Source organism: Desulfovibrio sp. UIB00 (assembly GCF_022508225.1).
Classification (GTDB): domain Bacteria; phylum Desulfobacterota; class Desulfovibrionia; order Desulfovibrionales; family Desulfovibrionaceae; genus Desulfovibrio.
Genome location: NZ_JAETXJ010000001.1, coordinates 573,608 through 599,619 on the forward strand (window position 1 = coordinate 573,608; position 26,012 = coordinate 599,619).

Sequence of the window (26,012 nt, forward strand, 5' to 3'; positions counted from 1 at the left end):
ATCAGGCCTCCCCTCTAAGCTTGCCGAGGTTGAAGAAAAACTTGCTGAACACCCAGATGCCGAAGAAGGCAACAACAACCCAGAAAATCACGTTGCCCACATCTTCAATAATGCCAACCACACTGGGCGACCAGTTCAGCACTTCAAGCTCAACGAGCTTCTTGGGCAGGGTGGCCGCACGGTTGATGAAACCGGCAATGATCGAGATGGCGTAAAAACCGCGAATGTGGATGCCCTTGACCACCTTGGTGGTCAGAGCGCCCACCTGGATGCCCAGCAGCGAACCAAGCAGCATGCCGACAGCCAGCGTGTAGAACACGTAGCCGTAAATGGCGTACTGGCCGATGGAGGCAAAACCAGCGGTAAAGATGATCTGTAGAATGTCGGTGCCAACGGTGGTCATGGACGACACGCCGAAGATGTACACAAACATGGGGAAGGTGACGAAGCCGCCGCCCACGCCCATGATGGCGGCCAAAAGGCCCACGATGACGCCGCCAGCGGCAACAATCCAGCCGGAGATCCGGCGGCCGCCAGGAACGAGGTCTTCGTCAAAGGTGATCATGGGCGGCACGGCCAGAGCCTGAAGCTTCAGGGCCACGCCTGTCATTCCGGCGCTGCCGCCGTGCGCGTCCTGATTCGCTGCGGCGCCGCCGCGGGAGCTCTTCAAAAAGTCAAACAGGGCATAAAAACCAAGAAAGCCCAGCAGCACGGCGTAAATGGTGCTGATGAACAGTTCGGAAAGCAGCGGGTCAGAGTTGTACAACCCTTTGTTGATCGCGCCGCCAATGACTGTTCCCACGCCGGAACCCACAAGAAAGGCGATGGCCAGCTTGGTGGAAACGTTGCCCAGTTTTTTGTGCACCGTGGTGCCCATGATGGCTTTGGCGAAAATGTGGAACAGGTCAGTGCCCACCGCCAAAATACCTTTCACGCCCGCAGCCATAAGCGCGGGGGTGATGATGAAACCGCCGCCAGCGCCGATACACCCGGTGATCAGACCGGCTGCAAGGCCCACGGCTATGGAAGCCAAAAAGATTGTGTTGGTGTAAAAAGCCGGTGCGTAGGCGGATTTGCCGCCCAGCATTTCGTGATACTCATAGGCTTCGGCAAAGCAGCCCGCCAGAATGGGAACTGCAAGTGCCAACAAGATGAGCAGCTTTTTCCTGCTTTTGAGAATGGAAGTGGAGACTTCCAAATCCCATTTGGCGTAAGCCTGGGAGCTGCTCAGCAGAAACTCATACACCTGTCTGCCAAAACTCATACTCTCCTCCAATACGATTGTTCCGGCCAATGGCCGAGGTCGTGGCCCCAATACAAACAAACCGTCTAAGGCAATGCCGTGCGTCGCGTCACACACAGCTGGGTTCTGTCAGTAGATATGCTTGAATTCTTTGTTTTTTTATAAATCTCCAGCTCAAAATATCCTGTACCCAGTCACTCTGACATATTAGCCGGAATTTGTAAAAGAAATTTATCACGAGCAAGGTTGCTCAGTCTGCAAATTCCCAAAAAATAGCCCCGGTATTCGCCAGTTTTTCGCTATGCTGGAATGCTCAATAACCTCGGCAAGATATGAAAAAGCGCTCCCTCGCATCGCTGTGGGGGGCGCTTTTTCGCCGTGATTGTGAAATTCAAAACAATCTATTTTCTGGCCAAGCCCTGGCTCTGGCCAAAAATGACAAGCTCCATCCAGTCCAGCCCGAAATCAAGCGCGGCTTCATCGCCCTTCTGGCTGTCTTCCATGATGGCAGCCTTGCGCTGGTCGCTTATGTCCACATGCGAGAATACACGCATGTTTGTGATAAGCTCACGAAACTTGTCGATCTGAAACAGACACAGCACTATCATAGTTACCAGCCGGGGTTCAAGTGGTTGACCCGTTGCCCGTACCATGGCCATGAGGCGCATATAGCGGTCGTTGGAAGTGTTGAAGGGCTTCAGCTCTTCATTTTCCAGCCACTGATGGGGGGTGCGCACGGTGCCTTTGTCAAAGCCAAGGCAGTGTGGCTCGCGCACCACAAAGAATCGTTCCGAAACGCCGTCTGTTGCCATTTTCGTGCCGCGCCCCAAGGGGTAGTAGCGGCACGCGCCGGGCCTGTCTTCGTACACTGAGCAGCCCGCAGGGGTCACAAAAGGGCAGGGTTCGTCCGGTCCGTCAAGCATGCGCAGCATGGGCAGGGGAAAGCCCGTGTCGGGAAAGGAGCGCAATGTGGTAAAGGTGCCCAGAAATTCTTCGCTGCCAAGGCCCAGGTTGCGGCGTAGGCGCAGCACGTCATACGGGGTGAGGGGCAGGGTCAGCTCCGCACAGCAGCGGTTGAAGCAGGGAACATCGGGGTTGCAGTCAAAACAGAAGGTTTCGTCAGGTTTCAGTTCGGGCAGGCTGTCGAGAAGTTCACGGCTGGCATCAGAGGACATGGGCGCTCCTGGTTGCGTGCCCGTGGCGCGGCGGCGCAGGGCGGGGAAACAGTAAATGCCCGCCGCGCGGGCAGAAAGCGGCCCGCTTGCGCAGGCCGCCTTGCCGGTATTTGTGTTGCCGCCCGTGCAGACGGTTAACGCTAGATGACCTTGTTCAGCGCGTATTCAATGATGCCCTCTGCGCCAGCAAGACGCAGACGGGGAATCAGATCGCGCACCACATCAATCTGCACCACGGATTCCACCGAAAGCCAGTGGGTGTCGCGCAAGGGCGAAACCGTGGGCGAATTGAGCGAGGGCAGCATTTCAAGGATGGCGGCCAGATTATCCGCTGGCGCATTCATCTTGAGGGCTACCAGATTTTCTGCCTTGAGCGCACCCTGGAGCAGCAGATCGAGCTGTTCGATTTTGGCGCGTTTGGCGGGATCTGCCCATGCTTCCTTATTGGCAATGAGCACGGGGTAGGAAATCATGACCTCGTCAATAATGCGCAGTCCGTGGGCGCGGATGGTGGTGCCGGTTTCGGTCACTTCCACAATGCCGTCAGCCAGACCTTCCACGACCTTGGCTTCGGTCGCGCCCCACGAATAGAATACGTCAACCTTAACGCCTTCGCGGTCAAAATAACGCTGGGTCAGGCCTTGCAGCTCAGTGGCAATGCGCTTGCCCGCGAGGTCGGCGGCCTTCTGGTAGGGCGAATCGCCCGCCACGGCCAGCACCCAACGGCAGGGGCGGTTGGAAGTTTTGGAATATACAAGATCGGACACGCGCACGACTTTGTCTTCGTGGTTGCGTTCGGTCAGCCAGTCAAGGCCGGTGATGCCTACGTCCAGCACGCCAGCTTCGATGTATTCGCCGATTTCCTGCACGCGGCAGAGCGAGGCGGTGATCTGCGGGTCGTTGATGTCGGGAAAATAGTTGCGCGTATGTTTGCGGATTTTCCAGCCCGCGCGTTCAAAAAGGTTGATGGTGGCTTCTTCCAGCGAGCCCTTGGGCACGCCAAGCTTGATGATGGGCATGGTATCCGCGCTCATGACAGTTTCCTTCTATCGACCGTAGACTTTTTTGGGGTCAAAAACCTGCGGGGAGCATTCCCGCACCGAACCTTGCTTCAATTCCCTGTAAAAGCAGGAGCGCCGTCCTGTATGGCAGGCGGCCCCGCCGATCTGCTCAATAAGCAGCAGTATGGTGTCATTGTCACAATCAAGCCGCAGGGAACGCACTTTTTGTACATTGCCCGATGTGCCGCCCTTGTGCCAAAGCTCCTTGCGGCTGCGGCTCCAGTAATGGGCCTCGCCGGTTTCAAGGGTTTTGCGCCATGCGTCTTCGTTCATATAGGCCAGCATGAGCACTTCGCCGCTGTCGCAATCCTGGGCGATGGCGGGCAAAAGCCCCTTGCTGAAATCGGGCTGAAAGCCGGGGTTGCCTTCCAGAGCCGCGCTGCCGTCAGGGGTTGCGGACATGGGGCCTCCTTTGTTGTGTCGGCTGGCAGGGCAGTGTGCGTCTGCGTTGTGCCGACAAAATACGGTGTCTGATGGCGCGGTTTGTTCCGCGCAAACAGTTAAATCTACCTGCAAGAGCCGCAGGACGCAAGCGCGGCTTTCCTGAGGCGGCATGGTCTGCCGCAAAAGGCGTAACTTGCGAATCCATGCCGGGTGTGGCATGCTGGCACGTTAGCAAAACTCTTAGTTATGGCGGGTGTGCCGCCGGGAAAATACATGGCCGATTACGATTCCACTGTGAATGATTGTGCGGATTCCGCTTCTGACGCCGCGTTGCACGGCATTTCCGTCAGCGAACCCGATGATGCCCTGCCCAGGGTGACTCTTGACGAATTGCCCGAAACCGTGAGCGCGGCCTGCCGCCGGGCCGGCTGGCAAAGCCTTATGCCTGTGCAGTCGCTGGCCTTGCCCTATCTGCTGGCCGGGCGCGACATCATGGTGCAGTCCCGCACCGGCAGCGGCAAGACGGGCTGCTACCTCTTGCCCATGCTTCCCCATATTTCTGCCGACCTCAAGGCCCCGCAGGCCCTGGTGCTGGCCCCCACGCGCGAGCTCGCCGTTCAGGTTGAGCGCGAGGCCGCTGTAATTTTTGCAGAAACAGGCATCCGTACTGCCGCTGTTTATGGCGGCGTGGGCTATAAAAAGCAGATGGATGCCCTGCGCGACGGCGCGCAGGTTATTGTGGGCACGCCAGGTCGTGTGCTTGACCATTTGCTGCGCCGCACCATGGAACTGCGCGACCTGCGCGTTCTGGTTTTTGACGAGGCCGACCGCATGCTTTCCATCGGGTTTTATCCCGACATGAAGGAAATCCAGAGCTATCTGCCGCAAAAGCGCATCCATACCTGCCTGTTCTCCGCCACGTATCCGCCCCATGTGCTCAAGCTGGCGCGCGAATTCATGGCGGAACCGGCCATGCTTTCCCTCTCGCAAAAAGAAGTGCACGTGGCCGAAGTGCAGCACCTCTTTTGCGAGGTGAAGCCCATGGACAAAGACCGCGCACTCGTGCGTCTGCTGGAAACGGAAAACCCCGCCTCGGCCATTATTTTTTGCAATACCAAGTCCAACGTGCACTATGTGACGGGCGTTTTGCAGGGCTTTGGCTACAGCGCCGACGAGCTTTCCGCTGATCTCTCGCAGTCGCGCCGCGAGGCCGTGCTTGAAAAAATCCGCGAGGGCAAGCTGCAATATCTTGTGGCTACCGATGTCGCGGCGCGCGGCATTGACATTGCGCAGCTCTCACACGTTTTTCTCTATGAGCCGCCGGAAGATCACGAAAGCTACATCCATCGCGCAGGTCGCACAGGCCGCGCGGGTGCCGCCGGTACGGTCATTTCGCTGGTGGACGTGATGCAGCGCATGGAGCTTGACCGTATCGCCAAGCACTACAAGATCGGCATACTGCCCCTGCCCCTGCCTTCGGACGAAGACGTGGCCCGGGTAGCCGGGGCCAGACTGACCGCCATTCTTGAAGGGCGGTTCCGCAATCTGACCGGGCTTGAACGCATGCGCGTTGGGCGCTATGCCCAGCTTGCGCGCGATCTGGCTACGCAGAGCGATGAAGAAGACAACGTGCTGCTTCTGGCCATGCTGCTGGATGCCTGCCATCAGGAAAGCCTGCGCGAAACGCGTTTTCCCGATGGGCGGCCTCGAGCCGCCGAGGGTCAGCAGCGTCAGTCGCGTCAGGCAAAGCCGGGCCGTTCACGCGGTGGGCGGGCAAAGCCGTCCGGTGGCCGCAGCGCGGAAGCTGTGGAAGCCAGCCCCGCTGTCTCTGAAGGGCAGAGCAGGGGATCAGCCCCGGATTCCGGTTCTGATTCCGGCGCTGGCGAGGGTAAATCTTCGCATTCCGGCAAACGCCGTCGCCGTTCCTCGCGACGTCGTGACGGCAATGCAACCGAGGGTACTGCAGGGCAATCTGCCGACGGGCAGGGCCAGGGTTCGCCCCGCGAGGGCGGAGACTAGGCATTTTGGGATATTCGAGCAAACAGCTAAGTGTGACAGCCATGCAGAACAGTGACGATCTCACCACGCAGGAGGCATCGACAGACGGTGCCCCGACTGAAGCCGCACGCGCGGCTTTGGAGAATTTCAAGGCATTGCTGGCCGATGCCGATTTTACCCTTGAGCTTGAACTGCTGGGCATCAAGCGCATGCAGTTTATGCGTCGCCGACAGATGCAGTCGGAACTCATGGGGCTTTACATGGCCCTGTGGAGACTGGCGTTGGCGCGGTCTTTTCCTGTTGATGCTCCGCGCATGTTTGAGCTTTTTCAGCAGGAATACGTGCGGGCGCACAAGGACAAGCACAGCAGTCATATTGTGCAGCGGGCCAATGAATACTGGGCCATGCTTGAGCCACGGGGCGATGGCGACTTCAGCGAAGTTGCCCGGCACCTGTGCTCCTTTTCCACGCAGGATCCCGGTCAGGCCAAGAGCATCAATCTCAAACTGGTGCTGCATATCCGCAAGATTTACAAACTCGTTTTCGACCGGCTCATCTAGCCGCCGGGCGTGCGCTATCTGTTCGGGAATCGGCATATCTAATGAAAATCGTTCATTCAGTTGACGCGCTGGGCGCCCTCGGGGGTTCAGCCGTCACCATCGGTAATTTTGACGGCGTCCATCTTGGGCATCAGGCTCTTATCCGCCGCACCCTTGAGGTTGCTGCGCAGGAATGCCTGACCCCTGTGGTCATGACCTTCTGGCCTCATCCCCGCCAGGTGCTCTTTCCCGAGCGCGGGCACATGCCCCTCACCACGCGTGAAGACAGGTTCGCCCTGCTTGAAGCATTGGGTGTTCCCTTTGTGCTCGAGCTGCCCTTTACGCGAGAGCTGGCCTCGCTGGATGCCGGAACATTTGTGCAGACCATTCTTGAACCCATGCATCTGCGCCGCCTTGTGGTGGGCTACGATTTTACGCTGGGCCGCAACCGTGGGGGGCAGGTCACCGTGCTGCGCGAGCTTGGCGCACTGACTGGCTTTACCGTGGAGCAGCTTGAACCCGTGCTGGTAGAAGGTACGGTTGTCAGCTCTACATCACTGCGCGGGCTTATCGGCCAGGGTGATGTGGCGAGGGCCGCGCGCCTGCTTGGGCGTTTTCACGGTTTCAGCGGCGAAGTGGTGCACGGCGATGGACGCGGGGCTGGGCTGGGCTTTCCCACCGCCAACCAGCGCAAGCCCGAAGTGGTGCTTCCTGTGGAAGGCGTGTACGCCACCCGCGCCACTCTGGAGGGCCACGCATGGCCCGCAGTGACCTGTGTGGGCCGCAAACCCACCTTTGGCGACAACGAGCTTGGTGTTGAAACTTTTTTGCTGGAAGACGGCAAAAACCTTTATGGCCAGATGATGCGCCTGGAGTTTGTGGGCCGTGTGCGTGGTGAAGAACGCTTTGCCTCGGTGGACGCCCTCAAGCAGCGCATTGCCCAGGACGTGAAGGACGCCCGTTCCCTGCTTGCACAGGCTGCTTTTTAGGGGGCCGGGGGCGGCTGGAGAAACCATGATCTGCGCCGACATGCATAATCATACCGTTGCTTCGCACGGCCTAGCCACAGTGGGCGAAATGTTTGCTGCCGCACAGGCGCGCAATTTGGTCTGGTACGGTTTTTCAGAGCATTCCCCCCTGCCGCCCGGTTATTCCTGCCCCTTGTACAAGGGCGACCTCGCCGTGACCTTCCCTGCCTATGCCGACGAAGTGCTGGCCTTGAGAGAGCAGACATCCAGCCCCAGATCCGGCCCGCATGTCCAACCACGTGTGCTGTTGGGCATGGAGCTTGACTGGCTGCCGGTCAACACTCCCTGGATGTGCGATATGGTCAGCCGCTATACCTTTGACTACATCATCGGCGGGCTGCATTTTGTGGACGACGTGCCTGTAGGCTCTCCCCGCAGTTGGGGGCCGGAAGTGGAGCCCCAAGAGCGCTTTGCGCGCTACAATGCCTATTATGATGCCATGAGGGGGCTGGCTGCCAGCGGCATGGTGGATGTGGTGGCCCACCCGGATTTCATCAAGGTGTGCTGCTTTGATGATTTTCAGGCATGGCTGGCCCAGCCCGGCAGCACAGACCGCATAGCCGCCGTACTTGAAGCCATGCGCGTCACAGATACAGCCATGGAAGTTTCTTCGGCTGGCTTGCGCAAACCCTTCCACGAACCCTACCCCGGCCCGGTCATCATGCGCTTGGCGGCGGATCTGGGCCTGCGCATCAGCTTTGGTTCTGACGCGCACAGTATGGAAGATACTGGCTCGCATTTTACGGAACTGGCGGCCTATGCCGCATCCTTTGGATTTACGCGCAGCCGTATCTGCGTGGCCCGCGAGCGCAGGGAACTGACGTTCTAGTTTTATTGGCCCCTTTTGCTCACTCCTCCGAGTGTGCAAGACATGAAAAATCCCCGTTCTTCGCATGAAGAGCGGGGATTCGCCTTTACGTTCGGCAAAGCCTTATTTCAGCAGGCCCACCGTCTGGATGATAAAGATTTTCCAGCCTTCAGGCAGGGAAATTTTGCCGTCCAGCGCGTGCAGGCCTGAAACATGTACGAAGTTGCCCAGCCCTGCGGAGGCACAGAACAGCCCGGCATTCTGATATAGGGAGCCCACATGCGCCCCACCCCATTCGTTGCCCTGTGGTACGGCGTAGAGCAGGGTGAGCGAGCCGCCGCCCATCTGGGCGCGCCAGTCGCCATCCAGCACCTTGACGAGTACGTGCTCAGGCTCATAGAGCCACACGCCGTTTTCAAGGGCTACGTACAAACGCACATCCTGCCGATTCATGGCCGTGGGCGCTGTTCTGCGTCCGCCTTCGCGGTTGACGCCCCAAGTCGCCCACAGCAGATCGCTCAACTGTTGGGATGAAAGCGCTGCTCCGCTGAAGCCCGTTTTGATGGAACGACGCTGGGCCAGAGCCAGCATCAGGGGCATGCCGCCGGTTTTATTGGGTGCGGGCAGCTCCATGCGGGCGGTGCTGTCCGCAGCGTTCACAGCTGCGGGAGCGGCGGGGATAAGCGCAAGAGCCGCCAATGACAGCAATAGGGAAAGTGAGTGTCTGATGGTACGGATCATGGGGTTCTCCGTGTGGTGGTTGGGCTTGTACCAGTAGCGGTTTGCTATGAAATCCAGGTAAGTTTACAGTTTTGCAAACGTGTATGGTCGAGCAGTCCGTTACAGCAGAATGGTCAGATTTCGCTTGTAGGGGAACGTTCCAGCATGGTGTCGAGCGCGGCAACCGCGTATTCGCCAGTCATGCCCATGCGCGGAGCCAGTTGGGGGAGATTTTCAACGGCATCGCAGGGCCGAACATAGAGCGGCTCCACATCTGCGTCGAAATAATCGCCGTGACGGGCCAGCAGACACAGTGAAGCCGTATCCGGGAAGACCAGCCGGGGCATGGCAAATGGCGAGTCGCTTTCCTCTCCTACGGGAACCATGCGCATGCCTTCCAGAGCCGTAAATACATCTGCATTGCGGGCAAGGCCGCTGCCGCAAATGTGCGTGCGGCGGTGTTTGTCTGTGCCGTCCGGCAGGGGCGCTCCCTGTGCGGTCTCAATACGGCGCAGGGCCTCCTGCGGCGCGCAGAGATCAACAACCTGCGTTGGCTGGGCGGGAATCTGCGGCCCATACGACATGAAGGGCTGGCAGTGCACAAGGTTGCGGCGGGCGTGGGTGAGCACCCATACGGGGGTGCCGTAAAACAGATTGTGCTGGAGCACGGCGCTGGTGGCCAGAGCCTGCATGTAGTCCAACCCCGCCAAGCGGGCCTGTCCCACGCGGCGCAGGGCTGCGGCGGTGGTCAGCACCAGCCGTATGCCCGTAAAGGAACCCGGCCCGCGCACGCAGGCAATGCGCCGGAAGTCGGCGGGTTTGATGCCAAGGCTGCTGCAAATCTCTGCCAGGGCCGGAGCCAGGATTTCCGTGGCCCTGTCGGCCTTGTGCCATTCCTGCACGCAGATCAGCCGCTCGTCTTCGGTGACAATGATCTGGAGCGCGCCTTCTGCGGCATTGAGAATAAGCTCAAGCCCGGTGCCGTTCTGCATTATGAGCCGCTCCCGAACCAGCCGGTATTCTTGAGGATGCGCCACAAGTCGTTATAGGTGGCCAGCAGCATGAGAGCCACCAGCAGGGCAATGCCCGCGCGCATGGCGTAATCCTGCAACCGGGCGTTGAGCGGACGGCGGAAAATTATTTCCCACAGGCAAAATACAATCTGTCCGCCATCCAGCACGGGGATAGGCAGCAGGTTCAGGATGCCAAGGTTGATGCTGATGAGCGCCGCCAGCGCCAGAAGCCCGGCAAGGCCTTCATGGGCCTGCTTGCCAACCATCTGCATAATCATGATGGGGCCGCCCACCTGATCCAGAGGCACCACGCGCTCGGCCAGTTTTACAAAGCTCTGCCACGTGAGCGAAACCATGTCTGCGGTCTGGCCCGCTCCGGCAATGGCCGCATCGGCAAAGCCGTGCTGCACAAGCCGCACAGCCCCGGAGTTACGAATGCCGATAAGCCATGCGCTTTCTTCTTCGCCAAAGATGGTCTTACGGATGGACCGTTCAGGCGTGAGTTCCACGCTGATGATCATGCCTTGCTCGGGCTGTGCGGCTTCATCCGTGCGTGTTTGATCGTCAGCCTGGGGGGCCATGTCCGGGCGTGAAAGTGTGACGGCAAGCGTTTTGCCGTTGCTCTGCGTAATGGCGTCGGCCATGGCCTGCCAGTTGGCAACGGCAGCGCCGTTGATACTTACGATGGTATCACCTGGCTGAATGCCCGCCTTGTCCGCAGGGCCGTTCTGCACAACGCCGCCAACCTGAGGCAGCAGCACAGGGGTTCCCCAGCCAAGGGCCAGGGTCCAGCAGAGCAGCCACGCCAGAATGATATTTGCGGCGGGGCCAGCGGCAACCACAAGCAGGCGCTGCCATGCGGGGCGCAGGGCAAAGCTTTCTTTTTCAGTAAAGCCTTCGGGAATGTCCTTGGGGTCGCTTTCGCCCACCAGGGCCACATAGCCGCCAAGCGGCACCAGCGACAGGGCGTATTCCGTCTTGCCCTTGCGGTATTTGAGAATCTTGGGGCCAAAGCCCAGGGAGAACGTGGAAACGCCCATGCCAAGGCCACGCGCCACGGCAAAGTGCCCCAGTTCGTGGAAAAAAATCAGGCCGCCAAGAACGACCACGACTGCAATAATTGTTGTCAGCACAAGGAACCTCCGTCACGGGCCAGCCCGTAGACCAGCTCGCGGCTCTGGCAGTCAAGACGCTGCATGCGCTCCGCCAGTGTATGCGCCTCCATTGTCAGTGCGGCTTCGCTGTCTGCTGCGGAAGCGGCACCTTCAAGAGGCGCGCATAAAGGCTGATGGCCGGGGTTGGAAGCGCCGTGCGCCTCCAGTGCGGCGGCTATCAGCCGGGGGATGTCCATAAACGCGCAGCGGCCTGTAAGGAAAAGATCCACTGCGGCCTCGTTGGCGGCGTTGAGCACTACGCAACGTCCGCCACGGTTTTCCAGCACCTGCTTGGCCAGTCCAAGACAGGGAAAAGCGCTTTCGTCCGGTTCATGAAAGGTAAGCGGCTTTGCCGTAAGGTCAAGCGGCGGTACGTTCACCGGCATGCAGCGCGGCCAGAGCAGGCAGGCCGCAATGGCCATGCGCATGTCTGGCGTGCCGAGCTGGGCAAGCTGGCTGCCATCGTGAAATTCCACAAGCGAATGCACCACGGACTGCGGATGCACCAGCACCTTGATGCGTTCGGCAGGCACGCCGTAGAGGTGAAAAGCCTCAATGACCTCCAGCCCCTTGTTCATGAGCGTGGCCGAATCAATGGTGATTTTGGCTCCCATGCTCCAGTTGGGGTGCTTGAGGGCCTGCTCTGGCGTAACGGCGCTCAGGGCCTCGAGTGTCCAGCCGCGAAACGGCCCGCCGGAGGCTGTGAGAATGAGCCGTTCCACTTCCTGCCCGCGCCCGGCAAGACACTGAAAAATGGCATTGTGTTCGGAATCCACGGGCAGCACCACGGCCCCTGTGCGGGCGCACACGCGGCGCACAAGGTCGCCAGCCAGCACCAGGGATTCCTTGTTGGCAAGGCAGATGATCTTTCCTGCCAGAGCCGCCGCCAGCGTTCCGGCAAGTCCCGCAGCGCCCACCTGTGCGGAAAGCACGGTGGAAGCCTCGGGCAGGGAGGCCAGCTCCGCGTACCCCTCGCTCCCCACAAGAATACGGGGGCGGTAGTCCGCAGGCAGCAGCGCGCGCAGTTTGGTTGCGGATTCCTCGTCAAGCACAGCCAGATGTGGCGGCCGCCATGTGAGGGCCTGTTCCGCAAGACGCTGCACGTTGCGGGCGCAGGCGAAACCCACCATGCGGAAGGCCTGCGGGTGCGCTGCGGCAACTTCCAGCGTGCTGCGCCCTATGGAGCCTGTGGAACCCAGAAGTACCAGACTACGCGGCCAAGTTTGCTGCCAGCTTTCACCGGGGGCGTCAGAAATGTAATTGATGGAAGGGCCGCCCAGGCCGGGCCAGAGTTGCGCCATGGTGAGGTTGTCCTTTAATGGGCGCGCGCAGGTGCTCGCGGCGCGTGTGCGCATAAGATTGGTACTGCGGCAAAAAATTCAAGCTCCCCGGTGGGGGATAACCGAGGATTTCAAAATAAAGAGGCTCTAAGGGACATTAACACGATGAGAATCTTCGCCCCCCGCCGCAAGCAGGGGGCAAAAGAGTCATAGTGCCAACAGGCCCTAAAAGAAGAAAAACCACTGGTCAACAACGGCCACCATGGGCATGGCAAACAGCAGGCTGTCGGCTCTGTCGAGGATACCGCCGTGCCCTGGCAGCAGATTGCCGGAATCCTTGATGTTTACCGAACGCTTGAGGGCGGATTCAAAGAGGTCGCCCAACTGGGCGAAGGCGTTGATCGCAATGCCCAGCAGAGCAAAGGAGAACCAGCCGGTCTTGCCGTATATTTCGCCGTAAATGGCGCAAAAGATCACGCAGCCAACAAGGCTGCCCACCGCGCCTTCCGAGCTTTTCTTGGGGCTGACGCGGGGCCACAGTTTGTGGTGCCCAAAGCGTGTGCCCACAAAGTAGGCGGTGGTGTCGGAAATGGCCACCGCCGCAATAACAAAGATGAGTTTGGTGGTGGAAAGATAGGTCGCCGGGAGCAGCAGCAGGGGCACATAGGCCAGCCCCGCCATAAAGATGCCGCTGGAGGCAAAGGCATTGTCGTCTTCAACAACATCCCACCGGAAAAGAAAACTCATGGACGCCAGCACAAAGCCTGCGCCGAGGCAGACCAGAGCATCTTGCGGTCTGTGCAGCCATGTGAGGCAGATCATGCACCAGCCAAGCACGATGGCGCAAATGCGGCTGGGCACACGGCTGGAACCCCAGAACAGGGAGTAGAACTCCCACAGGCCGAGGGCGCATACCAGCAAAATGACAAACAGCAAGGGCAGGCCCCTGAGCCAGAGTGCCAGCAGCAAGACAGCGGCAAGGGCAAGGCCTGTGAAAATACGGCGAATATCGATGGATTGCGTTGAAGGATCAATGGGCATCAATTTGCTCCTGTGTTTTGCCGAAGCGGCGCGAACGGGCAGCATAGGCGTCAAGGGCCATGCGGAGCTGCGTGGCGTCGAAGTCCGGCCATGGCACGGGCGTGAAATACAGCTCGCTGTAGGCGCATTGGTAGAGCAGATAATTGCTCAGCCTCTGCTCGCCGCTTGTGCGGATAAGCAGGTCAGGGTCCGGTTGCCCCGCAGTGTACAAATGATCGGCAACGGTCTGTTCGGTCACGTCTTCAGGGCGCAGACCTTCGCGCAGCATGGTTTGCATGGCGCGCACAATTTCGCCCCTGCCGCCATAATTGAGGGCAAGATTCAGAACCATGTCCTTACCGCCCTCGGTGCGTTTGATGGCATGGCGTAGGGCCGTGCGCTGGGCAAGGGGCATGGAGTCAAGGTCGCCCAGAACGCGCATGGAAATACCCTGTTCGACCATGCGCGGCACCTCGCGGCTCAGAAATTCCATCAGCAGACTGAAAAGGGCGCTGATTTCTGTCTTTGGGCGGTTCCAGTTTTCGCTGGAAAAGGTGTAGAGCGTGAGGTGGCGTATGCCCAGAGACCGGCATTCAGTCACAATGTTGCGCACGGTTTCCGCGCCAGCGCGGTGGCCTGCTTCGCGGGGCAACCCGCGCGCCTGAGCCCAGCGGCCATTGCCGTCCATGATGATGGCGAGGTGTGTGGGCAGTTTGTCTGGATGATCCGTCATGCAAAAGCCTGTGGTGAAAAGTCCTGCGGGTCTGCGGAATGGTCTGCGGCCTTGTCTGCGGCGGCAAAGCCGCGCCCCGCAATGTGCTTGCGGGGCGCGCGCAACCCGGGCGGAAAATCCGCCATGGGCTAGATTTCCATGATTTCCTTTTCTTTGGCCGCGCACTTTTTGTCGGCATCAGCCACAAACTTGTCCGTCAGCTTTTGTACGTCTTCAGAAGCCTTCTTCTGTTCGTCTTCGCTGATGGCCTTGTCTTTTTCCAGCTTTTTCAGGCTGTCGTTGGCGTCGCGGCGCACGTTGCGCACTGCCACCTTGGCGTCCTCGGTGTATTTGCGGGCCACTTTGACCAGATCCTTGCGGCGGTCTTCGGTCAACGGCGGTATCATGATGCGGATAACCTTGCCGTCATTGATGGGCGTAAGGCCCAGATCAGACTTCAGAATGGCCTTTTCAATCACCGAAATTCCGCCCTTGTCCCAGGGCTGGATAGTCACGGTGCGGCTGTCGGGCACGGCAACGGAGGCCATCTGGCTGATGGGCGTGGGGGTGCCGTAGTAGTCGCCCTTGATGCCGTCCACCAGGGCGGTGGAGGCGCGGCCCGTGCGCAGCTTGGAAAAATCGCGTTCCTGCGCGGCAATGGCCTTTTCCATACGGTCTTCGGCGTCCAGAAGGATGCTGTCTATATCCATCAGTATTCTCCTTGGGGGGCTCAGTTCTGAACGATGGTGCCTACGGATTCGCCGGTGACGGCGCGGCAGATGTCGCCGCCAAACATGCGGCACACGATGATGGGCACGTTGTTATCGCGCACAAGGGCAAAGGCCGTGGCGTCCATGACGCCCAGATGGCGCGCCAGTGTTTCGTCATAGGTGATGCTGTCGTACTTGACGGCATCGGAATATTTGTTGGGGTCTTTGTCGTAGATGCCGTCAACCTTGGTTGCCTTGATGATGGCGTCGCACTTCAGTTCCATGCCGCGCAGGGCGGCGGTGGTGTCGGTGGTGAAGTATGGGTTGCCGGTGCCTGCGGCGCAGATGACCACGCGGCCCTTTTCCATGTGGCGCAGGGCGCGGCGGCGGATGAAGGGTTCGCACACTTCCTGCATGGTGATGGCCGAAAGCACGCGCGTGGGGTAGCCCAGCTTTTCCAGCATGTCCTGCACGGCCAGCGCGTTGAGCACAGTGGCCAGCATGCCCATGTAGTCGGCGGACGAACGTTCCATGCCCTTGGCCGAGCCGGAAAGCCCGCGAAAAATATTGCCCCCGCCAATCACAAGGGCCATTTCCACGCCCATTTCGAGCACAGTGCCGATTTCACGGCAGATGGTGGCTACGGTTTCCGGGTCAATGCCGGTCTTGTTTTCTCCGGCCAGGGCCTCGCCGCTCAGCTTGAGCAGCACGCGCTTGTATTTCAGTGTGGGCATGAGTCCGCCTTGGTAAAGGCTGAGGTGTTGCGGGCTTTCGCCGGACGCAGGAAAAGGGCTGGGCTTTTGGCCCTGCCCCAAAACGAAAGAATCGTAACAGAATTTGCGCGCAGCTCAAAGTGTTTTTGCATCAGCAGTCCCGGCAGGGCCTGGGCCGCTCTGCGCAGACTCCACTGGCGCAGTCTGGGAGCGGCGACTACGCCTGCTTGGGCCATTCCTCCACAGTGAAGGGCAGGCTTTGGGCCATCTGGGCCAGAGCCTCGCGCGCTTCTCGCTCTCTGTGAGGTGAAAAGATAACCCGCAGCAGGGCTGTCTTGTTTTCAAGCACGGTAAAATAGGCGATGTGCTCATAGGCTTCGAGCAAAAAGCGGAACAGCCCCGTATGCTCCGGCGTAATGCGCACCAAAAGGCTGGCGCTGCGCGTTGGCGGCGGCAGTGAGGGAGCTGGCTTGCGCCTTTCGCGCAGCGAAGGTGGACCGGAAGCGGAACCTCGTGCGCGCGGCATTAGTACAACCCGGCCCAGCGGGCCAGAATCACCAGCCCGAGGCCAAAGGCAATGGTGAGAAAATAGTTCTTTGACCACCACGCGACCAGCAGAGAGGGCAGGGCCACCATCAGAAACAGGTTGGAAGGCCCGGCGTTGAAATGCCCTTCGTAAAAAAACACGTCCGGCCCCACCAGGGCAGCCATGACGGCGACGGGCACAAAGGACAGCCAGTGCCGCAGCAGCGGCGGCAGGCTGTCGCCCTTCAAAAAGGTGACAGGCAGGATTTTTGGCAGAACCGTAACCAGAACACTGCCAAGAAGGCAGAGCATCAGGGCCGCATGGGTGCTGAACCATCCACTTTCGTTCATGATTCGGCCTCCTCTGTGCGTGGCGTCGCCATGTTGCTGATAGTGCGGCTGTCTGCATCCTTGTTTTGCTGGTCGGCAAGGTCAATGGGCGTGCCCTCGTGCTGCGCCTTGCGCACCAGCAGCCATGTGCCAAGGCTTGCGCCCAGCACCGTGGCAACGGCAATGTTCCACTGAGTCATGCCCGCAGCCTTGAGGCTGATGGAGAGCGTGGTGGTAAAGAGTGCCACCAGCACGTGCAGGCGGCTGACGCACTGTGGCACCAGCAGGGCCAGAAACATGGCGGTGAGGGCATAATCAAGGCCCAGCGGCTTAACATCGCTCACAAGCTCGCCGCAGAACGCGCCAATGGCGGCACCGGAAACCCATCCCAGTTGCGCGGTCTGGTTGCAGACAAAGAGTGTGGTGAGGCTTCGCTGCCAGCCGTTCTGAAAAGCCGTGACATGGACGGCAAAGGTCTCGTCCGTAAGGCCGAGGCCCAGCAGAAAGCGTTGCCCGCGCGGCAGGCCCGCCAGCCATGGGGATTCTGCGGCGGATTGCAGCAGATAGCGCAGGTTTACAATAAAGACCGCCGCCATAATGGAGAGCGCGCTTGCGCCAGCGCCCCACATGCCCGCGAACACGAACTGGCCGGAGCCGGAAAACATGAGCACGGACATGGCGACAGCCAAGGAGGGCGGGATGTTGTTCTTGACGGCAAGAACCCCAAAAGCGAAGCCTACGGGCAGGTAGCCCAGCACAATGGGCAGTGCGCGCCGCAGGCCCTCCGCCAGGGGGGAAGCGGAAGATATGCCGGACATGTCATAACCTCGATAAAAGTAAGACAATGAGGCTACGCCCTTTGGCCCTGGCTGGCAAGCCGGAGCCGGGTATTGGTTCCAGGTCCGGCGGCTGGCGGGGGGGCTGCTGATGCCCGTCTGGCATGAGCCAAGCAGAAGCAATGGAGAAGGCAGGGTGTTTCGGTTGCTGCCATCCAGCCTCGAAGCGAAATTTGCCTGTCTTCGTGAAGGGCCGCAAGGGCAGACTCCACGAAGGCAGGCAAATTGTTATGCAACAGTGCTGCAAATATGGATTGTCAGGGCCACGTTTTTTGTAAGGCCCTTACCACCAGAAGAGGGGATACCTCTTGCGGGCGGCGAGATTATTGGCGGCATAGGCCAGGGCCAGCATGCAGATGGCCCCCGCTGCGCAGGGCAGGAGCACATACCAGTAGCCGAGACTGTGGATGCCGGGGCCGCCGATGACCGCGATAAGGGCCGTTGCGCCGCCCGGAGGATGCAGGGTCTGCGTTGCGTGCATAAGGGCAATGGCTGTGGAAACGGCAAGGCCCGAGGCCAGCACTGGATTATCACTGAAGAGTAGCTGGCAGCTCACACCCACAAGCGCGGAAAGCACGTGCCCGCCCACAAGATTGCGGGGCTGGGCCAGCGGGCTGTGGGGCGCGCCAAAGGCCAGCACGGCGGAAGCGCCGAACGAGCCGATGAGCAGAGGCAGATTCCATTCCTGCGCGCAGAGCTTTTCAAGCAGCGCAAGGCTGATTATGGACAGGCAACTGCCTGCCCACGCCCAGAATATTTCATTCCAGTCGGCCCTGGGCGGGGCCATTGTGCCTGCCCGCAGGCGGCGCAAAACACGCATCATTGGCATCCTCGTTACTAGATGTTGCGAGAGTCGCGGTGGTGAAGCCGTGCTTCCCTGGTTGAATGAACTGGCTGTCTATATACGGGCCATGGCAAGAAAGGCCGCGTGCAGGGCAGCAAGCAGGGCAATGAGCGTTGGGCCTGCCCATGTTTGCGTTCCGTGCATGCCGTAGCAGGTTATGGAGAGCGCCCTTTGCGGACATACGACCACGCAGTCGCGGCACAGATTGCAGTCCTCATTGGGGCCTGATGTCGTCATGGGGTCGCCCATGGCGTCCTGACGGCATACACGCACGCAGGCCATGCAGCGGCGGCAGGAGCCTGTGCGGCGCACGCGCCATGGCGCAATGCGCCCAATCCACTTTGCCAGCAGCCCTAGCGGGCAGAGGCCCCGGCAGTAGGCGGCGTATCCGGCCTTGCGGCTGACCAGCAGGGAAGCCGGTACAGCCAGCAGGCCCAGCAAGAGGCCGCAGGCAATAGCCGCCTCCAGCGGCGCGCCCGAAAAACGCAAGAGCAGGGGAACGGCAAGGGTCAGGCCCAGCATGGCGAGCCGCAGATATGGCAGCCACCTGGGAGCGCGGCGGGGAATGGATGGAGCCTGGTTGCCGGAGCCGGAATTTTTTATCACAGATAATCCGTGCGGGCCGCCGGCGCAGGATTTTGCAGCGCTGGCATCCCACACGCCAAAGTAGCAAAGATGGCTGCACCATGCCGCGCCCGCAATCAGGGTGGAAAAAGTGAACAGGCCCAGCATGAACCAGCCTCCGCCGCGATATATGGGCGCGGCGGCTATCAGCCCTGGTACAGGCAGATGCAGTTGCCCGCTGAGCAGAAAACGGCTTTCCAGTGCCAGTCCGAGAACAAGCTGAGCAAAAAAGACAAGTGAAAAGAGCCGCCACAGGCGCATTCTGACCTGCGGAACCTTTTTGCCGCTCAGCCATCCGGCTGCGCAGGCCGCCCAGATGCCCGACAGCGCAAGTTGCAGTGATCCCCATTGGGGGAAGAACCGTTCCAGAACGAGCAGTTGCGGCTTCATAAGCCAGACCGGCAGCAACAGACCAAGGCAAAGGAACAGGGCGGTCAGTTGGGTGCGCGCGTTAGTGTCGCCTTTATGGTAGCGTTGTCGCGCGGATTCGCGCAGCAGGGGCAGGGCGGCAAGCGCCGTCAGCAGGGCCACGCTCAGCAGGATAACAGCCAGCCTGTGCCACGGTTCGCCCATGAACATGCGCATTTGTACAAACTGGGCCGCAGCCCATATCCAGCGGCCAGCCAGCAGGGGCAGCACCAGCAGCAGAAGCAGGCGCACCCATGCGGCGTGGCCCCAGGCAAGCAGGGCCAGTGCAAGGCAGGTGGCAGCCAGGCCGGGCTGACCGCTACGCCAGAAGTGCGCTCCGGCAGTCAGCAGAGCCAGAAAAGAAGGCAAGGGGATAAGGCGGGAAGCTCCGCGCATGTCAGACTTCCTTTACATTCGGCATGTTGTGGCGCTACTACGCGCCGCCGTGCATGGGGTGAGGCGTTTACTTGGGCAGTTTGCGCTTGCCCACCAGATCCACAATATCAATGCGTACCACGCCTGTGCGGGCAAGGGCGGCATCCGGCGTGGGCGTGGGGCAAAGGGCGGCGTAGCGCCCTGCCAGGGCATCAAGGGCGAGGCCCTTTTCCGCCGGGTCATCCACAATCACGGCGCGGCCAGTGCCGCACAGCGATTTGTAATAGGTCGTGGATTTTTCCCTGTGAATGGTCACATCCGCGCAAAGGGTAAAGGCCACATTGGGATTGCGGCGGATACAGTCCAGCTTGTGCCCTTCAAGGGCGCAGTGGATATAGATGCAGTTGCCCTGGCGCACGAAGTTAAGCGGAATGACATAGGGAAATTCCCCATCGTGCATGGCAAGGCAGAGGTCTTCAGCAGTGGAAAAAACTTCGTCAAAAAATGCCGGGTCAAGGCATTCGCGGTTCTGTTTGCGCATTTGCAGCTCCTGATACTGGCCTGCTGGCTGGTTACAGCGAGGTATTGCTGCCGATGTGTTCCGGCATGGATAAAATGTCTGCGGCAATGCAGGGGGTTGGCGTCACAGAAAAACTGGCAGTTTGTTTTTGCAGGCTACGTTGCCAGTGCAGGCGCGCCGCCGCAAGATCTGTCGCGTCCGGGTGGCGTGCTGCCTCGCGCAGACGGGCCAGCCGCTCGGGGCTCAGGGGATGCCCGCCCTTGCGCTGCGATGCGGCAACCACCTGCGGATTAACCCTGCCCTGACACAAGAATCCATCAACTACCGTATTGCCGCCAGCCTGTAAAATTTCATGTGTTGCAGCCATGCAGCGGCGGGCGTGGTCTGAATGGGGCCACGCGCCCAGCGTGCCGAAAAAAAATACGTCCTTGCCGCGTACACGCTCCATGTAGCGAAGGGCGCGGGCATCAGGCAGGCCTTTGCGCACCCAGAAGCCCAGGGCCAGCATATCGAAGTCATCCGGCTCAGGTGCGTTGCGCACGGGAAAGCAGGGAAGACCCGAGGTATCGGCCAAGGCCTCAGCCACTTTACGGGTATTGCCCGTGCAGGAAGAATAAACAATGCAAGCGTTCATGCTGATCCTGAAAAACTGTTTTGAGAAGTTTCCTTCTCAAGGCCTTTAAAGCGCTCTCTGGCGAGCGCTCGTTCATAAAGTCGGTGCAGCCTGAGTGGATGCACCTTCATTGTATACCGGTCAAAGCTGCGCCTGCTGCCGACAGAGCGGTATCCTGTGAAGCACCCTAAGCCTCGGCCCTTTCGCGCAGGGCGTTGGCATCGAGCAGAATGATGCGGCGGCGGTCGCGGTCAATGAGTCCGGCTGATGCCAGGGCGCTGAGCTCCCGGCTCAGACTCTCGCGGCTTATGCCCATCTGGCGGGCCAGGGTTTCCTGGGTAACGCCCATGCTCAGGGTGGCGCTTTTTTCCATTTTTGCCCTGTGCAGCAGCCATGCCGCTACCCGGCCCGAAACGGAAATGCGGCCTTGCGATCCCGCAATCTTGTTGATGAACAGGCGCTGACGCAGGCTCATGGCCGCCAGCATGGCTACTCCAAGGGCCGCATCGTTGCGCAGGGCTTCAAGCAGTGCCTTGCGTTCCAGCCGCAAAACTACGCCGTTCTGCACCCCGATGGCCGTTGCGGGCAGGCCTTCTTCATAAAAAAGCACCCCTGCGTCCAGCATTCTGCCGCAACGCACAAGGTGTAGCACACATTCCTTGCCCTGAGCCGAGTGACGGCACAGTTTGACCATGCCCGAGAGCAGCAGCATGGCATCGGCTGTGGCTTCGCCTTCGCGAAATAGTGTCGCCCCCTGGCTGAATGGCTGCACACGGGCGTGCAGCGCCAGCTTTTGGCGTTCAGTATCCGACATGGCCGCAAAAGGGCCGGTTTGCAAGGCAGCATGGATGGTTTGCAGGTCGCTGTTTTCCATCTTGTCTCCCCCCAGACCGCTGCATGGCGCGGCAGTCTGGTATTGCAGTTTCGTTTACGTCTGTAGGGAACGCCTCAGCGCCATCGGCTGACTGCAAGATCTGTTGTCAGCAACAGAGGCAATACACCAGAAATGGCCGGGATATTCTGTGATGGAGATCACAAAAACTCGCTATTCAAAGCCGAATCTCAGGCCGTATTAAAGTAACATGCAGTATATTAAGGTGATTTTAGAGCAGGGTGCAAATGAATTAACTGCTCTGCAAGGACGTTCCTGAAAATCCTGTCCAGAAATGCAAGCAGGCAGGTTTTTGGCAGACACGAGCGAGCATTTCAAGCCAAAATGCTATAGAGACTGCAATCTGCGGGAAAGGGTGCGCTGTAGCATAAAACGCAAAGCCTCGGCACAGAAGCCGGGATAATCCGACTGCCGCGCCGAGGCCAGAATGTGCGGATTGGCAGAAGCGCTTACTTCTTGCCGCCCTTCTTGATGGCCTTTTTGCTGTTCTTGGCAGGCTTGGAGGCCGCAGCCTTGGGCGCTGCCGGAGCAGCTTCGGGCTTGGTTTCAACCGGTGTTGCTGCGGCTGCGGGTTCCGTTGCCGGGGCTTCCGCAGCAGGCTCCGCCTTGACTTCAGGCGCGGGAGTTTCTTCCACTACCGGAGCGGCTTTGGCTTCGACAGGAGCTTCCACAGGCGTTTCGACCTTGGGTTCTTCGGCCTTGGGCGCTGCGGGAGTTTCTGCCGCAGGTGCCGGAGCCGCCGCTTCCGCCACAGGGGCGGCAGGGGCTTCAACCTTGGCTTCCTCAGCCTTGGCTTCTTCAGGTGCGCGACCAGCAGCGGTCACGGATGCACGGGGGCCGGGTTCGGCCACGGGAGCGGCGGGTTTTTCCGGCGCGCCCTCAATGGCAGGCTTCTTTTCCGGCGCAGGGGCTTCCACCACCGAACCGTCGGCCAGCACCAGCGAAAGGGCGTGGGCCGGGCAGGCTTCCATGCAGGCGGTGATGCGCTTGCCGTTTTCCATGCGCCATGCGCGGCACATGTCGCAGCGCACGGCCACTTCGCGGCGGGCGCGCTGAGCCAGGGTTTCACCATCGTCGCCGTCCACGGAGGGCATGCCGATGGTGTCAAGGGTGATGGTGCCGTAAGGGCATGCAGCGATGCACATCTTACAGGCAACACAGTATTGTACGCGCATGATGATGCGGCCATCGGCATCCTGCTGCAATGCGCCGGTGGGGCACACGTTGGCGCAGGGCGCGTGGTCGCACTGGTGGCAACGCACGGTGGTCTTGAAGCCTTCGGCCTTGACCACCTGTACGCGCGAAACCAGTTCATCGCGGTGTTTCATGGCCTCTTTAAAGCTCATGCCGTGGTGGGCGGCAATGCAGGCCACTTCACAGCGGCGGCAGGCGCGGCATTTGTCGGGTACGACCTGGATATGTTCAGTCATGGTCCGTTTCCTCGGATGCAACGTGCAGGGCCATAAGCGTCATCCCATGACCCCCGTTGAAGTGGATGTTTTCGCCGCCGCAACTTGGGCAGACGAAATGCCGTTGCGTCAGGCTGAATTCATGTCCGCACTGATTGCAGGTACAGGCCAGGGGCGCGCATGCAAGCGTAAGCTTTGCGCCCTCGGCAAGGGTTCCTTCCGCCAGCAGTTCAAAGCAGGCGGTGAGCGTTTGCGCTTCCACGCAGGCAAGCAGGCCCAGTTCACACTGAAATTCCGCAATACGGCTGACCGGAGATTCCGGATGCGCCTTATTGTGGTCTTCCACGGCCTTGATGGCCATATTCAGCAGTCCCTGAACCAGCGTTGCCTCATGCATGGATCAAACTCTCCAACCCGTTATGCCTAGCGCTCGGTGCAGGAAACGCAGGGGTCGATGCTGTTGGTTATCAGCGCCACATCGGCCACCTTGCAGTCACGCATCATGACGCCCAGGGCCTTCCAGTTCATGTAGGAAGGCACACGCCATTTGAGGCGCGAGGGCATATCCGTGCCGTTGGTGCGGATGTAGTAGAACACTTCGCCGCGCGGAGCTTCGGTGCGGGCGCAGGCCTCTGCCGTGCGGATCTGGCGCATGGGCGCCGTGACCTCGCCTTCGGGCATCCTTTCGATGCACTGGCGGATGAGGCTGAACGATTCAAATATCTCGTGCAGCCGCACCATTGTACGCGAGTTCACGCAGCAGCCATGCTCTAGAACCGGGTTGAAGTTCAGCTTGCCGTAGGCGGCGTAAGGCGAATCCTTGCGCACGTCGATGGCAACGCCGGAACCACGGGCCACAGGGCCAACCACGCCAAGGTTGACGGCGTCTTCCTTGGGCAGCAGGCCAAGGCCCTTGGTGCGGCCAAGAACCATACCGTTGGTGGCGTAGATCTCGCGGATTTCATCCACCTGAGGTTCAACCTTGGCAAGGGTCTTGAGCATGTAATCCAACAGATCGGGCGTGACGTTGTACTTAACGCCGCCGATGCAGTTGGCCGCCAGGTTCATGCGGTTGCCGTAAACGGTTTCCTTGAGGTCCTGCATCATTTCACGCACTTCCATCACGTGCATGAACAGCGACTTGAAGCCGATGATATGCGCCTGAATGGCAGTGTTGAACAGATGCGAGGCAATGCGCTTGATTTCTTCGGCCACCACGCGCAGGTAGCAGGCGCGCTCGGGAATGGTGATACCGAGCACGTTTTCCACCACCATGCTGTAGGTGAAGGAGTGGCTGTTGGAACAGAGCGAGCACACGCGCTCGGTAAGGGTGACGTTCTTGACGAGGTTGCGCTGGGTAGCCATGGCTTCCATGCCGCGGTGCACGTGACCGGAGGTCAGCTCCACGTGGCGAACCGTTTCACCCTCCACCGTGAGGTGGAAATATACCGGCTCCTCAAGGGCCACGTGTACGGGGCCCAGAGGCATGGTGAAGGTGTTACTCATGGTTGCGCTCCTTGTCATTGAGAATGCGTTCCCAGAGGTCGGTGGTGCAGGCCCCGTTCATCATGATGGACAGGGGCACGGCCTCGTTGAGAATGCCTGCGTCAAGCTCTTCATCCAGAAACAGGCGCGTGGGATTGGGGTGGCCTGTAACCTGAATGCCGTAGAGTTCCATCATTTCCCGTTCGTGCCAGTCGGCATTGGCGAACAGGGGGGTGATGGAGGGCACGGTGGGCCACTCGCCGTTAAGGGTCACGGTCATGTTGTAGACCACACCGTCCAGCTCAAAGTGGTAGCAAACTTCCTGCATGGGTTCGCTGAGCTGGCGGCGGTTGTAAGCGGTTGTCATGCACAGGCGCGCCTTGGCTTCGCTCATGATGGCGGCGGCATCCTGCAACATGCGGGGCGTACCCAGCCTGAACCAGTGAAAAGCGTTGCCGAAGCTGTCCGTGCTGTGGTGTACGGCGTCGTCTTCGGTACACAGGGCTGAGAGCCCCTCGATGACTTTGGCGTTGCCGTTAATTGTCTCTTGCATATGTTCTCCGCGGGTATGAACCGCTAATCCTTGGTGGGAGCGGCAGAAGTGACGCTGGTCGCCGCTGCATCGCCGCTGGCGGCGGGCAGTACGCAGGCATTGCGCTTGGCGTCCTCAAGCTGGCGGCATTTGGGGCAGAGCCTGCGCGTCAGATCCCTGTCGATTTCGTCATTATAGGCATAGAGCTTTTCGGCCAGCTTTTTGGGCAGGGGGCGCATAAGCTCGCCGCAACCGGCGCAGGGCTCGTAGCGAACTGTCTGCTGTTCGATGCGGTTGAATTTTTCCGATTCCGGATGCGCGGTGTGCCAGTCGGTCGTGATGCTCATGGCCCCGGTGGGGCAGTAATGGCGGCACGAGGCGCACAGGCAGCAGGAGTTTTGCCATATGGTGATGGTAAAACCCTTGCGGTCGGGCAGCGGCGAGATGTTGATGGCCCCTGCCGCACACGAGTGACGGCAGATGCCGCAGCCCATGCACAGGTCGGGATCCACAACAGCCTTGCCGCGCAGCCTTTCGGGGGTGAAGGTTTCGCCCAAGGGGAAGGGGTCGGTACTTGGACCTTCCAGCAAATTGCGGAACAGAACTTTCAGAAAGCCCGCCATATCACTCCTCCACGCCCAGTTTTTTCAGCCAGATGGAACGCGCCAGCACCACAGCCTCAAGAATGGCCTGCGGGCGAGGCGGGCAACCGGGCACGTTGACGTCTACCGGGATGTAGCGGTCAAGCGGGCCTTCAATGGAATAGCCTTCGCGGAACACGCCACCCGAGATGGGGCAGATGCCCACCGCCACAGTGACCTTGGGTTCGGGAATTTCGTTCCACACTTTAAGCACGCGGTCACGCACCCTGGTGGTCAGAGGGCCTGTTACAAGCACAATGTCGGCATGGCGGGGGCTGCCGCAATAGCGGCAACCCAGGCGTTCCACGTCATAGCGCGGAATACAGGCAGTGGTTGCCAGTTCCACGTCGCAACCGTTGCACGAGCCTGCGTTGATGCGGAAAAGCCACGGCGACCGCACGGAGAGTTTTTTAAGCATGT

Annotated in this window: 31 protein-coding genes; 4 read left to right on the top strand and 27 right to left on the bottom strand. The window is 60.0% G+C overall.

Going from position 1 to position 26,012, the window contains the following annotated elements:
* Position 1 precedes the first annotated feature (1 nt).
* From JMF94_RS02545 to hisI, 4 genes are all read right to left on the bottom strand, one after another.
* The gene (locus JMF94_RS02545; RefSeq protein ID WP_240823625.1) at positions 2 to 1,264 is read right to left on the bottom strand and encodes a sulfite exporter TauE/SafE family protein; all 1,263 of its coding nucleotides are present in this window, start codon (positions 1,262 to 1,264) and stop codon (positions 2 to 4) included.
* A 380-nt stretch (positions 1,265 to 1,644) separates the two neighbouring features.
* Positions 1,645 to 2,418, bottom strand: coding sequence for a YkgJ family cysteine cluster protein (locus tag JMF94_RS02550; protein ID WP_240823626.1), 774 nt, complete (start codon positions 2,416 to 2,418; stop codon positions 1,645 to 1,647).
* Between the two features lie 140 nt (positions 2,419 to 2,558).
* On the bottom strand, positions 2,559 to 3,452 hold the full coding sequence (gene hisG / locus JMF94_RS02555; RefSeq protein ID WP_240823627.1) for an ATP phosphoribosyltransferase: 894 nt from the start codon (positions 3,450 to 3,452) through the stop codon (positions 2,559 to 2,561).
* A gap of 12 nt (positions 3,453 to 3,464) precedes the next feature.
* Positions 3,465 to 3,881: a phosphoribosyl-AMP cyclohydrolase gene (hisI, locus tag JMF94_RS02560; RefSeq protein ID WP_022657658.1), complete on the bottom strand. Its 417-nt coding sequence runs from the start codon at positions 3,879 to 3,881 to the stop codon at positions 3,465 to 3,467.
* A gap of 255 nt (positions 3,882 to 4,136) precedes the next feature.
* On the opposite strand from hisI, the gene JMF94_RS02565 reads away from it, so the two are divergent.
* From JMF94_RS02565 to JMF94_RS02580, 4 genes are read left to right on the top strand one after another with little or no spacing between them, the layout of a single operon-like run.
* Positions 4,137 to 5,882, top strand: a complete 1,746-nt coding sequence (locus JMF94_RS02565; protein WP_240823628.1) for a DEAD/DEAH box helicase — start codon at positions 4,137 to 4,139, stop codon at positions 5,880 to 5,882.
* A 41-nt stretch (positions 5,883 to 5,923) separates the two neighbouring features.
* Complete coding sequence (locus JMF94_RS02570; RefSeq protein WP_240823629.1) at positions 5,924 to 6,421, top strand: hypothetical protein; 498 nt, start codon at positions 5,924 to 5,926, stop codon at positions 6,419 to 6,421.
* Between the two features lie 41 nt (positions 6,422 to 6,462).
* Positions 6,463 to 7,389, top strand: a complete 927-nt coding sequence (locus JMF94_RS02575; protein WP_240823630.1) for a bifunctional riboflavin kinase/FAD synthetase — start codon at positions 6,463 to 6,465, stop codon at positions 7,387 to 7,389.
* A 25-nt stretch (positions 7,390 to 7,414) separates the two neighbouring features.
* Positions 7,415 to 8,257 carry a histidinol-phosphatase gene (locus JMF94_RS02580; protein WP_240823631.1) on the top strand — a complete coding sequence of 281 codons (843 nt, stop codon included), beginning with the start codon at positions 7,415 to 7,417 and terminating at the stop codon, positions 8,255 to 8,257.
* Positions 8,258 to 8,359: 102 nt separating this feature from the next.
* On the opposite strand, the gene JMF94_RS02585 is transcribed toward JMF94_RS02580, so the two are convergent.
* From JMF94_RS02585 to nuoB, 23 genes are all read right to left on the bottom strand, one after another.
* Positions 8,360 to 8,977 carry a nitroreductase family protein gene (locus tag JMF94_RS02585; RefSeq protein ID WP_240823632.1) on the bottom strand — a complete coding sequence of 206 codons (618 nt, stop codon included), beginning with the start codon at positions 8,975 to 8,977 and terminating at the stop codon, positions 8,360 to 8,362.
* 113 nt (positions 8,978 to 9,090) lie between these two features.
* The gene (gene tsaB / locus JMF94_RS02590; protein ID WP_240823633.1) at positions 9,091 to 9,948 is read right to left on the bottom strand and encodes a tRNA (adenosine(37)-N6)-threonylcarbamoyltransferase complex dimerization subunit type 1 TsaB; all 858 of its coding nucleotides are present in this window, start codon (positions 9,946 to 9,948) and stop codon (positions 9,091 to 9,093) included.
* Positions 9,948 to 11,102 (bottom strand): RIP metalloprotease RseP, encoded by a 1,155-nt coding sequence (gene rseP, locus JMF94_RS02595; protein WP_215646681.1) that lies wholly within the window; start codon positions 11,100 to 11,102, stop codon positions 9,948 to 9,950. Before rseP ends, tsaB begins: the two co-directional genes overlap by 1 nt.
* Positions 11,096 to 12,424, bottom strand: a complete 1,329-nt coding sequence (dxr, locus tag JMF94_RS02600) for a 1-deoxy-D-xylulose-5-phosphate reductoisomerase (protein ID WP_240823679.1) — start codon at positions 12,422 to 12,424, stop codon at positions 11,096 to 11,098. The genes rseP and dxr overlap by 7 nt, the downstream gene beginning before the upstream one ends.
* 204 nt (positions 12,425 to 12,628) lie before the next feature.
* Entirely contained in the window at positions 12,629 to 13,444 is an 816-nt protein-coding gene (locus JMF94_RS02605) for a phosphatidate cytidylyltransferase (RefSeq protein ID WP_240823634.1), read from the bottom strand.
* Positions 13,434 to 14,156, bottom strand: coding sequence for an isoprenyl transferase (locus JMF94_RS02610; RefSeq protein WP_240823635.1), 723 nt, complete (start codon positions 14,154 to 14,156; stop codon positions 13,434 to 13,436). Before JMF94_RS02610 ends, JMF94_RS02605 begins: the two co-directional genes overlap by 11 nt.
* Complete coding sequence (locus tag JMF94_RS15045) at positions 14,153 to 14,281, bottom strand: hypothetical protein (protein WP_276612806.1); 129 nt, start codon at positions 14,279 to 14,281, stop codon at positions 14,153 to 14,155. Before JMF94_RS15045 ends, JMF94_RS02610 begins: the two co-directional genes overlap by 4 nt.
* Positions 14,282 to 14,284: 3 nt before the next feature.
* Entirely contained in the window at positions 14,285 to 14,845 is a 561-nt protein-coding gene (frr, locus tag JMF94_RS02615; protein ID WP_192112231.1) for a ribosome recycling factor, read from the bottom strand.
* Between the two features lie 20 nt (positions 14,846 to 14,865).
* Positions 14,866 to 15,579, bottom strand: coding sequence for a UMP kinase (pyrH, locus tag JMF94_RS02620; protein ID WP_022657672.1), 714 nt, complete (start codon positions 15,577 to 15,579; stop codon positions 14,866 to 14,868).
* Positions 15,580 to 15,775: 196 nt separating this feature from the next.
* A complete protein-coding gene (locus JMF94_RS02625; RefSeq protein WP_240823636.1) occupies positions 15,776 to 16,084 on the bottom strand; it encodes a DUF4911 domain-containing protein in 309 nt (102 codons plus the stop codon).
* Entirely contained in the window at positions 16,084 to 16,434 is a 351-nt protein-coding gene (locus JMF94_RS02630) for an AzlD domain-containing protein (RefSeq protein WP_240823637.1), read from the bottom strand. Before JMF94_RS02630 ends, JMF94_RS02625 begins: the two co-directional genes overlap by 1 nt.
* Positions 16,431 to 17,231: an AzlC family ABC transporter permease gene (locus tag JMF94_RS02635; protein ID WP_240823638.1), complete on the bottom strand. Its 801-nt coding sequence runs from the start codon at positions 17,229 to 17,231 to the stop codon at positions 16,431 to 16,433. The genes JMF94_RS02630 and JMF94_RS02635 overlap by 4 nt, the downstream gene beginning before the upstream one ends.
* Positions 17,232 to 17,532: 301 nt before the next feature.
* Entirely contained in the window at positions 17,533 to 18,072 is a 540-nt protein-coding gene (locus JMF94_RS02640; RefSeq protein ID WP_240823639.1) for an HPP family protein, read from the bottom strand.
* Positions 18,073 to 18,147: 75 nt separating this feature from the next.
* Positions 18,148 to 19,521, bottom strand: coding sequence for a 4Fe-4S ferredoxin (locus tag JMF94_RS02645; RefSeq protein WP_240823640.1), 1,374 nt, complete (start codon positions 19,519 to 19,521; stop codon positions 18,148 to 18,150).
* 67 nt (positions 19,522 to 19,588) lie between these two features.
* Positions 19,589 to 20,041: a pyridoxamine 5'-phosphate oxidase family protein gene (locus JMF94_RS02650; RefSeq protein ID WP_240823641.1), complete on the bottom strand. Its 453-nt coding sequence runs from the start codon at positions 20,039 to 20,041 to the stop codon at positions 19,589 to 19,591.
* Positions 20,042 to 20,072: 31 nt separating this feature from the next.
* Positions 20,073 to 20,654 (bottom strand): flavodoxin family protein, encoded by a 582-nt coding sequence (locus tag JMF94_RS02655; protein WP_240823642.1) that lies wholly within the window; start codon positions 20,652 to 20,654, stop codon positions 20,073 to 20,075.
* A 166-nt stretch (positions 20,655 to 20,820) separates the two neighbouring features.
* Entirely contained in the window at positions 20,821 to 21,507 is a 687-nt protein-coding gene (locus JMF94_RS02660) for a Crp/Fnr family transcriptional regulator (protein ID WP_240823643.1), read from the bottom strand.
* Between the two features lie 467 nt (positions 21,508 to 21,974).
* Positions 21,975 to 22,955, bottom strand: coding sequence for a 4Fe-4S dicluster domain-containing protein (locus JMF94_RS02665; protein WP_240823644.1), 981 nt, complete (start codon positions 22,953 to 22,955; stop codon positions 21,975 to 21,977).
* Positions 22,948 to 23,331 carry a hydrogenase maturation nickel metallochaperone HypA gene (locus JMF94_RS02670; protein ID WP_022657681.1) on the bottom strand — a complete coding sequence of 128 codons (384 nt, stop codon included), beginning with the start codon at positions 23,329 to 23,331 and terminating at the stop codon, positions 22,948 to 22,950. Before JMF94_RS02670 ends, JMF94_RS02665 begins: the two co-directional genes overlap by 8 nt.
* Before the next feature lie 26 nt (positions 23,332 to 23,357).
* A complete protein-coding gene (locus JMF94_RS02675; protein WP_240823645.1) occupies positions 23,358 to 24,440 on the bottom strand; it encodes a nickel-dependent hydrogenase large subunit in 1,083 nt (360 codons plus the stop codon).
* Positions 24,433 to 24,972 (bottom strand): NADH-quinone oxidoreductase subunit C, encoded by a 540-nt coding sequence (locus tag JMF94_RS02680; RefSeq protein ID WP_022657683.1) that lies wholly within the window; start codon positions 24,970 to 24,972, stop codon positions 24,433 to 24,435. The genes JMF94_RS02675 and JMF94_RS02680 overlap by 8 nt, the downstream gene beginning before the upstream one ends.
* A 23-nt stretch (positions 24,973 to 24,995) precedes the next feature.
* On the bottom strand, positions 24,996 to 25,574 hold the full coding sequence (locus JMF94_RS02685; protein WP_240823646.1) for a 4Fe-4S binding protein: 579 nt from the start codon (positions 25,572 to 25,574) through the stop codon (positions 24,996 to 24,998).
* Between the two features lies 1 nt (position 25,575).
* Positions 25,576 to 26,010 (bottom strand): NADH-quinone oxidoreductase subunit NuoB, encoded by a 435-nt coding sequence (gene nuoB, locus JMF94_RS02690; RefSeq protein ID WP_034604940.1) that lies wholly within the window; start codon positions 26,008 to 26,010, stop codon positions 25,576 to 25,578.
* Positions 26,011 to 26,012: the final 2 nt, after the last annotated feature.

Bases quoted from the DNA above. Each gene is read 5' to 3' on its own strand.
- JMF94_RS02545 (WP_240823625.1), bottom strand. From the start codon at position 1,264: ATGAGTTTTGGCAGACAGGTGTATGAGTTTCTGCTGAGCAGCTCCCAG.
- JMF94_RS02585 (WP_240823632.1), bottom strand. From the start codon at position 8,977: ATGATCCGTACCATCAGACACTCACTTTCCCTATTGCTGTCATTGGCG.
- JMF94_RS02675 (WP_240823645.1), bottom strand. From the start codon at position 24,440: ATGAGTAACACCTTCACCATGCCTCTGGGCCCCGTACACGTGGCCCTT.
- JMF94_RS02635 (WP_240823638.1), bottom strand. From the start codon at position 17,231: ATGTCCGGCATATCTTCCGCTTCCCCCCTGGCGGAGGGCCTGCGGCGC.
- frr (WP_192112231.1), bottom strand. From the start codon at position 14,845: ATGGATATAGACAGCATCCTTCTGGACGCCGAAGACCGTATGGAAAAG.
- tsaB (WP_240823633.1), bottom strand. From the start codon at position 9,948: ATGCAGAACGGCACCGGGCTTGAGCTTATTCTCAATGCCGCAGAAGGC.
- JMF94_RS02550 (WP_240823626.1), bottom strand. From the start codon at position 2,418: ATGTCCTCTGATGCCAGCCGTGAACTTCTCGACAGCCTGCCCGAACTG.
- JMF94_RS15045 (WP_276612806.1), bottom strand. From the start codon at position 14,281: ATGGCGGATTTTCCGCCCGGGTTGCGCGCGCCCCGCAAGCACATTGCG.
- JMF94_RS02650 (WP_240823641.1), bottom strand. From the start codon at position 20,041: ATGCGCAAACAGAACCGCGAATGCCTTGACCCGGCATTTTTTGACGAA.
- pyrH (WP_022657672.1), bottom strand. From the start codon at position 15,579: ATGCCCACACTGAAATACAAGCGCGTGCTGCTCAAGCTGAGCGGCGAG.
- JMF94_RS02655 (WP_240823642.1), bottom strand. From the start codon at position 20,654: ATGAACGCTTGCATTGTTTATTCTTCCTGCACGGGCAATACCCGTAAA.
- hisG (WP_240823627.1), bottom strand. From the start codon at position 3,452: ATGAGCGCGGATACCATGCCCATCATCAAGCTTGGCGTGCCCAAGGGC.
- JMF94_RS02645 (WP_240823640.1), bottom strand. From the start codon at position 19,521: ATGCGCGGAGCTTCCCGCCTTATCCCCTTGCCTTCTTTTCTGGCTCTG.
- JMF94_RS02640 (WP_240823639.1), bottom strand. From the start codon at position 18,072: ATGATGCGTGTTTTGCGCCGCCTGCGGGCAGGCACAATGGCCCCGCCC.
- JMF94_RS02660 (WP_240823643.1), bottom strand. From the start codon at position 21,507: ATGGAAAACAGCGACCTGCAAACCATCCATGCTGCCTTGCAAACCGGC.
- JMF94_RS02665 (WP_240823644.1), bottom strand. From the start codon at position 22,955: ATGACTGAACATATCCAGGTCGTACCCGACAAATGCCGCGCCTGCCGC.
- JMF94_RS02680 (WP_022657683.1), bottom strand. From the start codon at position 24,972: ATGCAAGAGACAATTAACGGCAACGCCAAAGTCATCGAGGGGCTCTCA.
- nuoB (WP_034604940.1), bottom strand. From the start codon at position 26,010: ATGCTTAAAAAACTCTCCGTGCGGTCGCCGTGGCTTTTCCGCATCAAC.
- JMF94_RS02685 (WP_240823646.1), bottom strand. From the start codon at position 25,574: ATGGCGGGCTTTCTGAAAGTTCTGTTCCGCAATTTGCTGGAAGGTCCA.
- JMF94_RS02570 (WP_240823629.1), top strand. From the start codon at position 5,924: ATGCAGAACAGTGACGATCTCACCACGCAGGAGGCATCGACAGACGGT.
- JMF94_RS02565 (WP_240823628.1), top strand. From the start codon at position 4,137: ATGGCCGATTACGATTCCACTGTGAATGATTGTGCGGATTCCGCTTCT.
- hisI (WP_022657658.1), bottom strand. From the start codon at position 3,881: ATGTCCGCAACCCCTGACGGCAGCGCGGCTCTGGAAGGCAACCCCGGC.
- JMF94_RS02610 (WP_240823635.1), bottom strand. From the start codon at position 14,156: ATGACGGATCATCCAGACAAACTGCCCACACACCTCGCCATCATCATG.
- JMF94_RS02575 (WP_240823630.1), top strand. From the start codon at position 6,463: ATGAAAATCGTTCATTCAGTTGACGCGCTGGGCGCCCTCGGGGGTTCA.
- JMF94_RS02605 (WP_240823634.1), bottom strand. From the start codon at position 13,444: ATGCCCATTGATCCTTCAACGCAATCCATCGATATTCGCCGTATTTTC.
- JMF94_RS02580 (WP_240823631.1), top strand. From the start codon at position 7,415: ATGATCTGCGCCGACATGCATAATCATACCGTTGCTTCGCACGGCCTA.
- JMF94_RS02670 (WP_022657681.1), bottom strand. From the start codon at position 23,331: ATGCATGAGGCAACGCTGGTTCAGGGACTGCTGAATATGGCCATCAAG.
- dxr (WP_240823679.1), bottom strand. From the start codon at position 12,424: ATGGCGCAACTCTGGCCCGGCCTGGGCGGCCCTTCCATCAATTACATT.
- JMF94_RS02625 (WP_240823636.1), bottom strand. From the start codon at position 16,084: ATGCCGCGCGCACGAGGTTCCGCTTCCGGTCCACCTTCGCTGCGCGAA.
- JMF94_RS02630 (WP_240823637.1), bottom strand. From the start codon at position 16,434: ATGAACGAAAGTGGATGGTTCAGCACCCATGCGGCCCTGATGCTCTGC.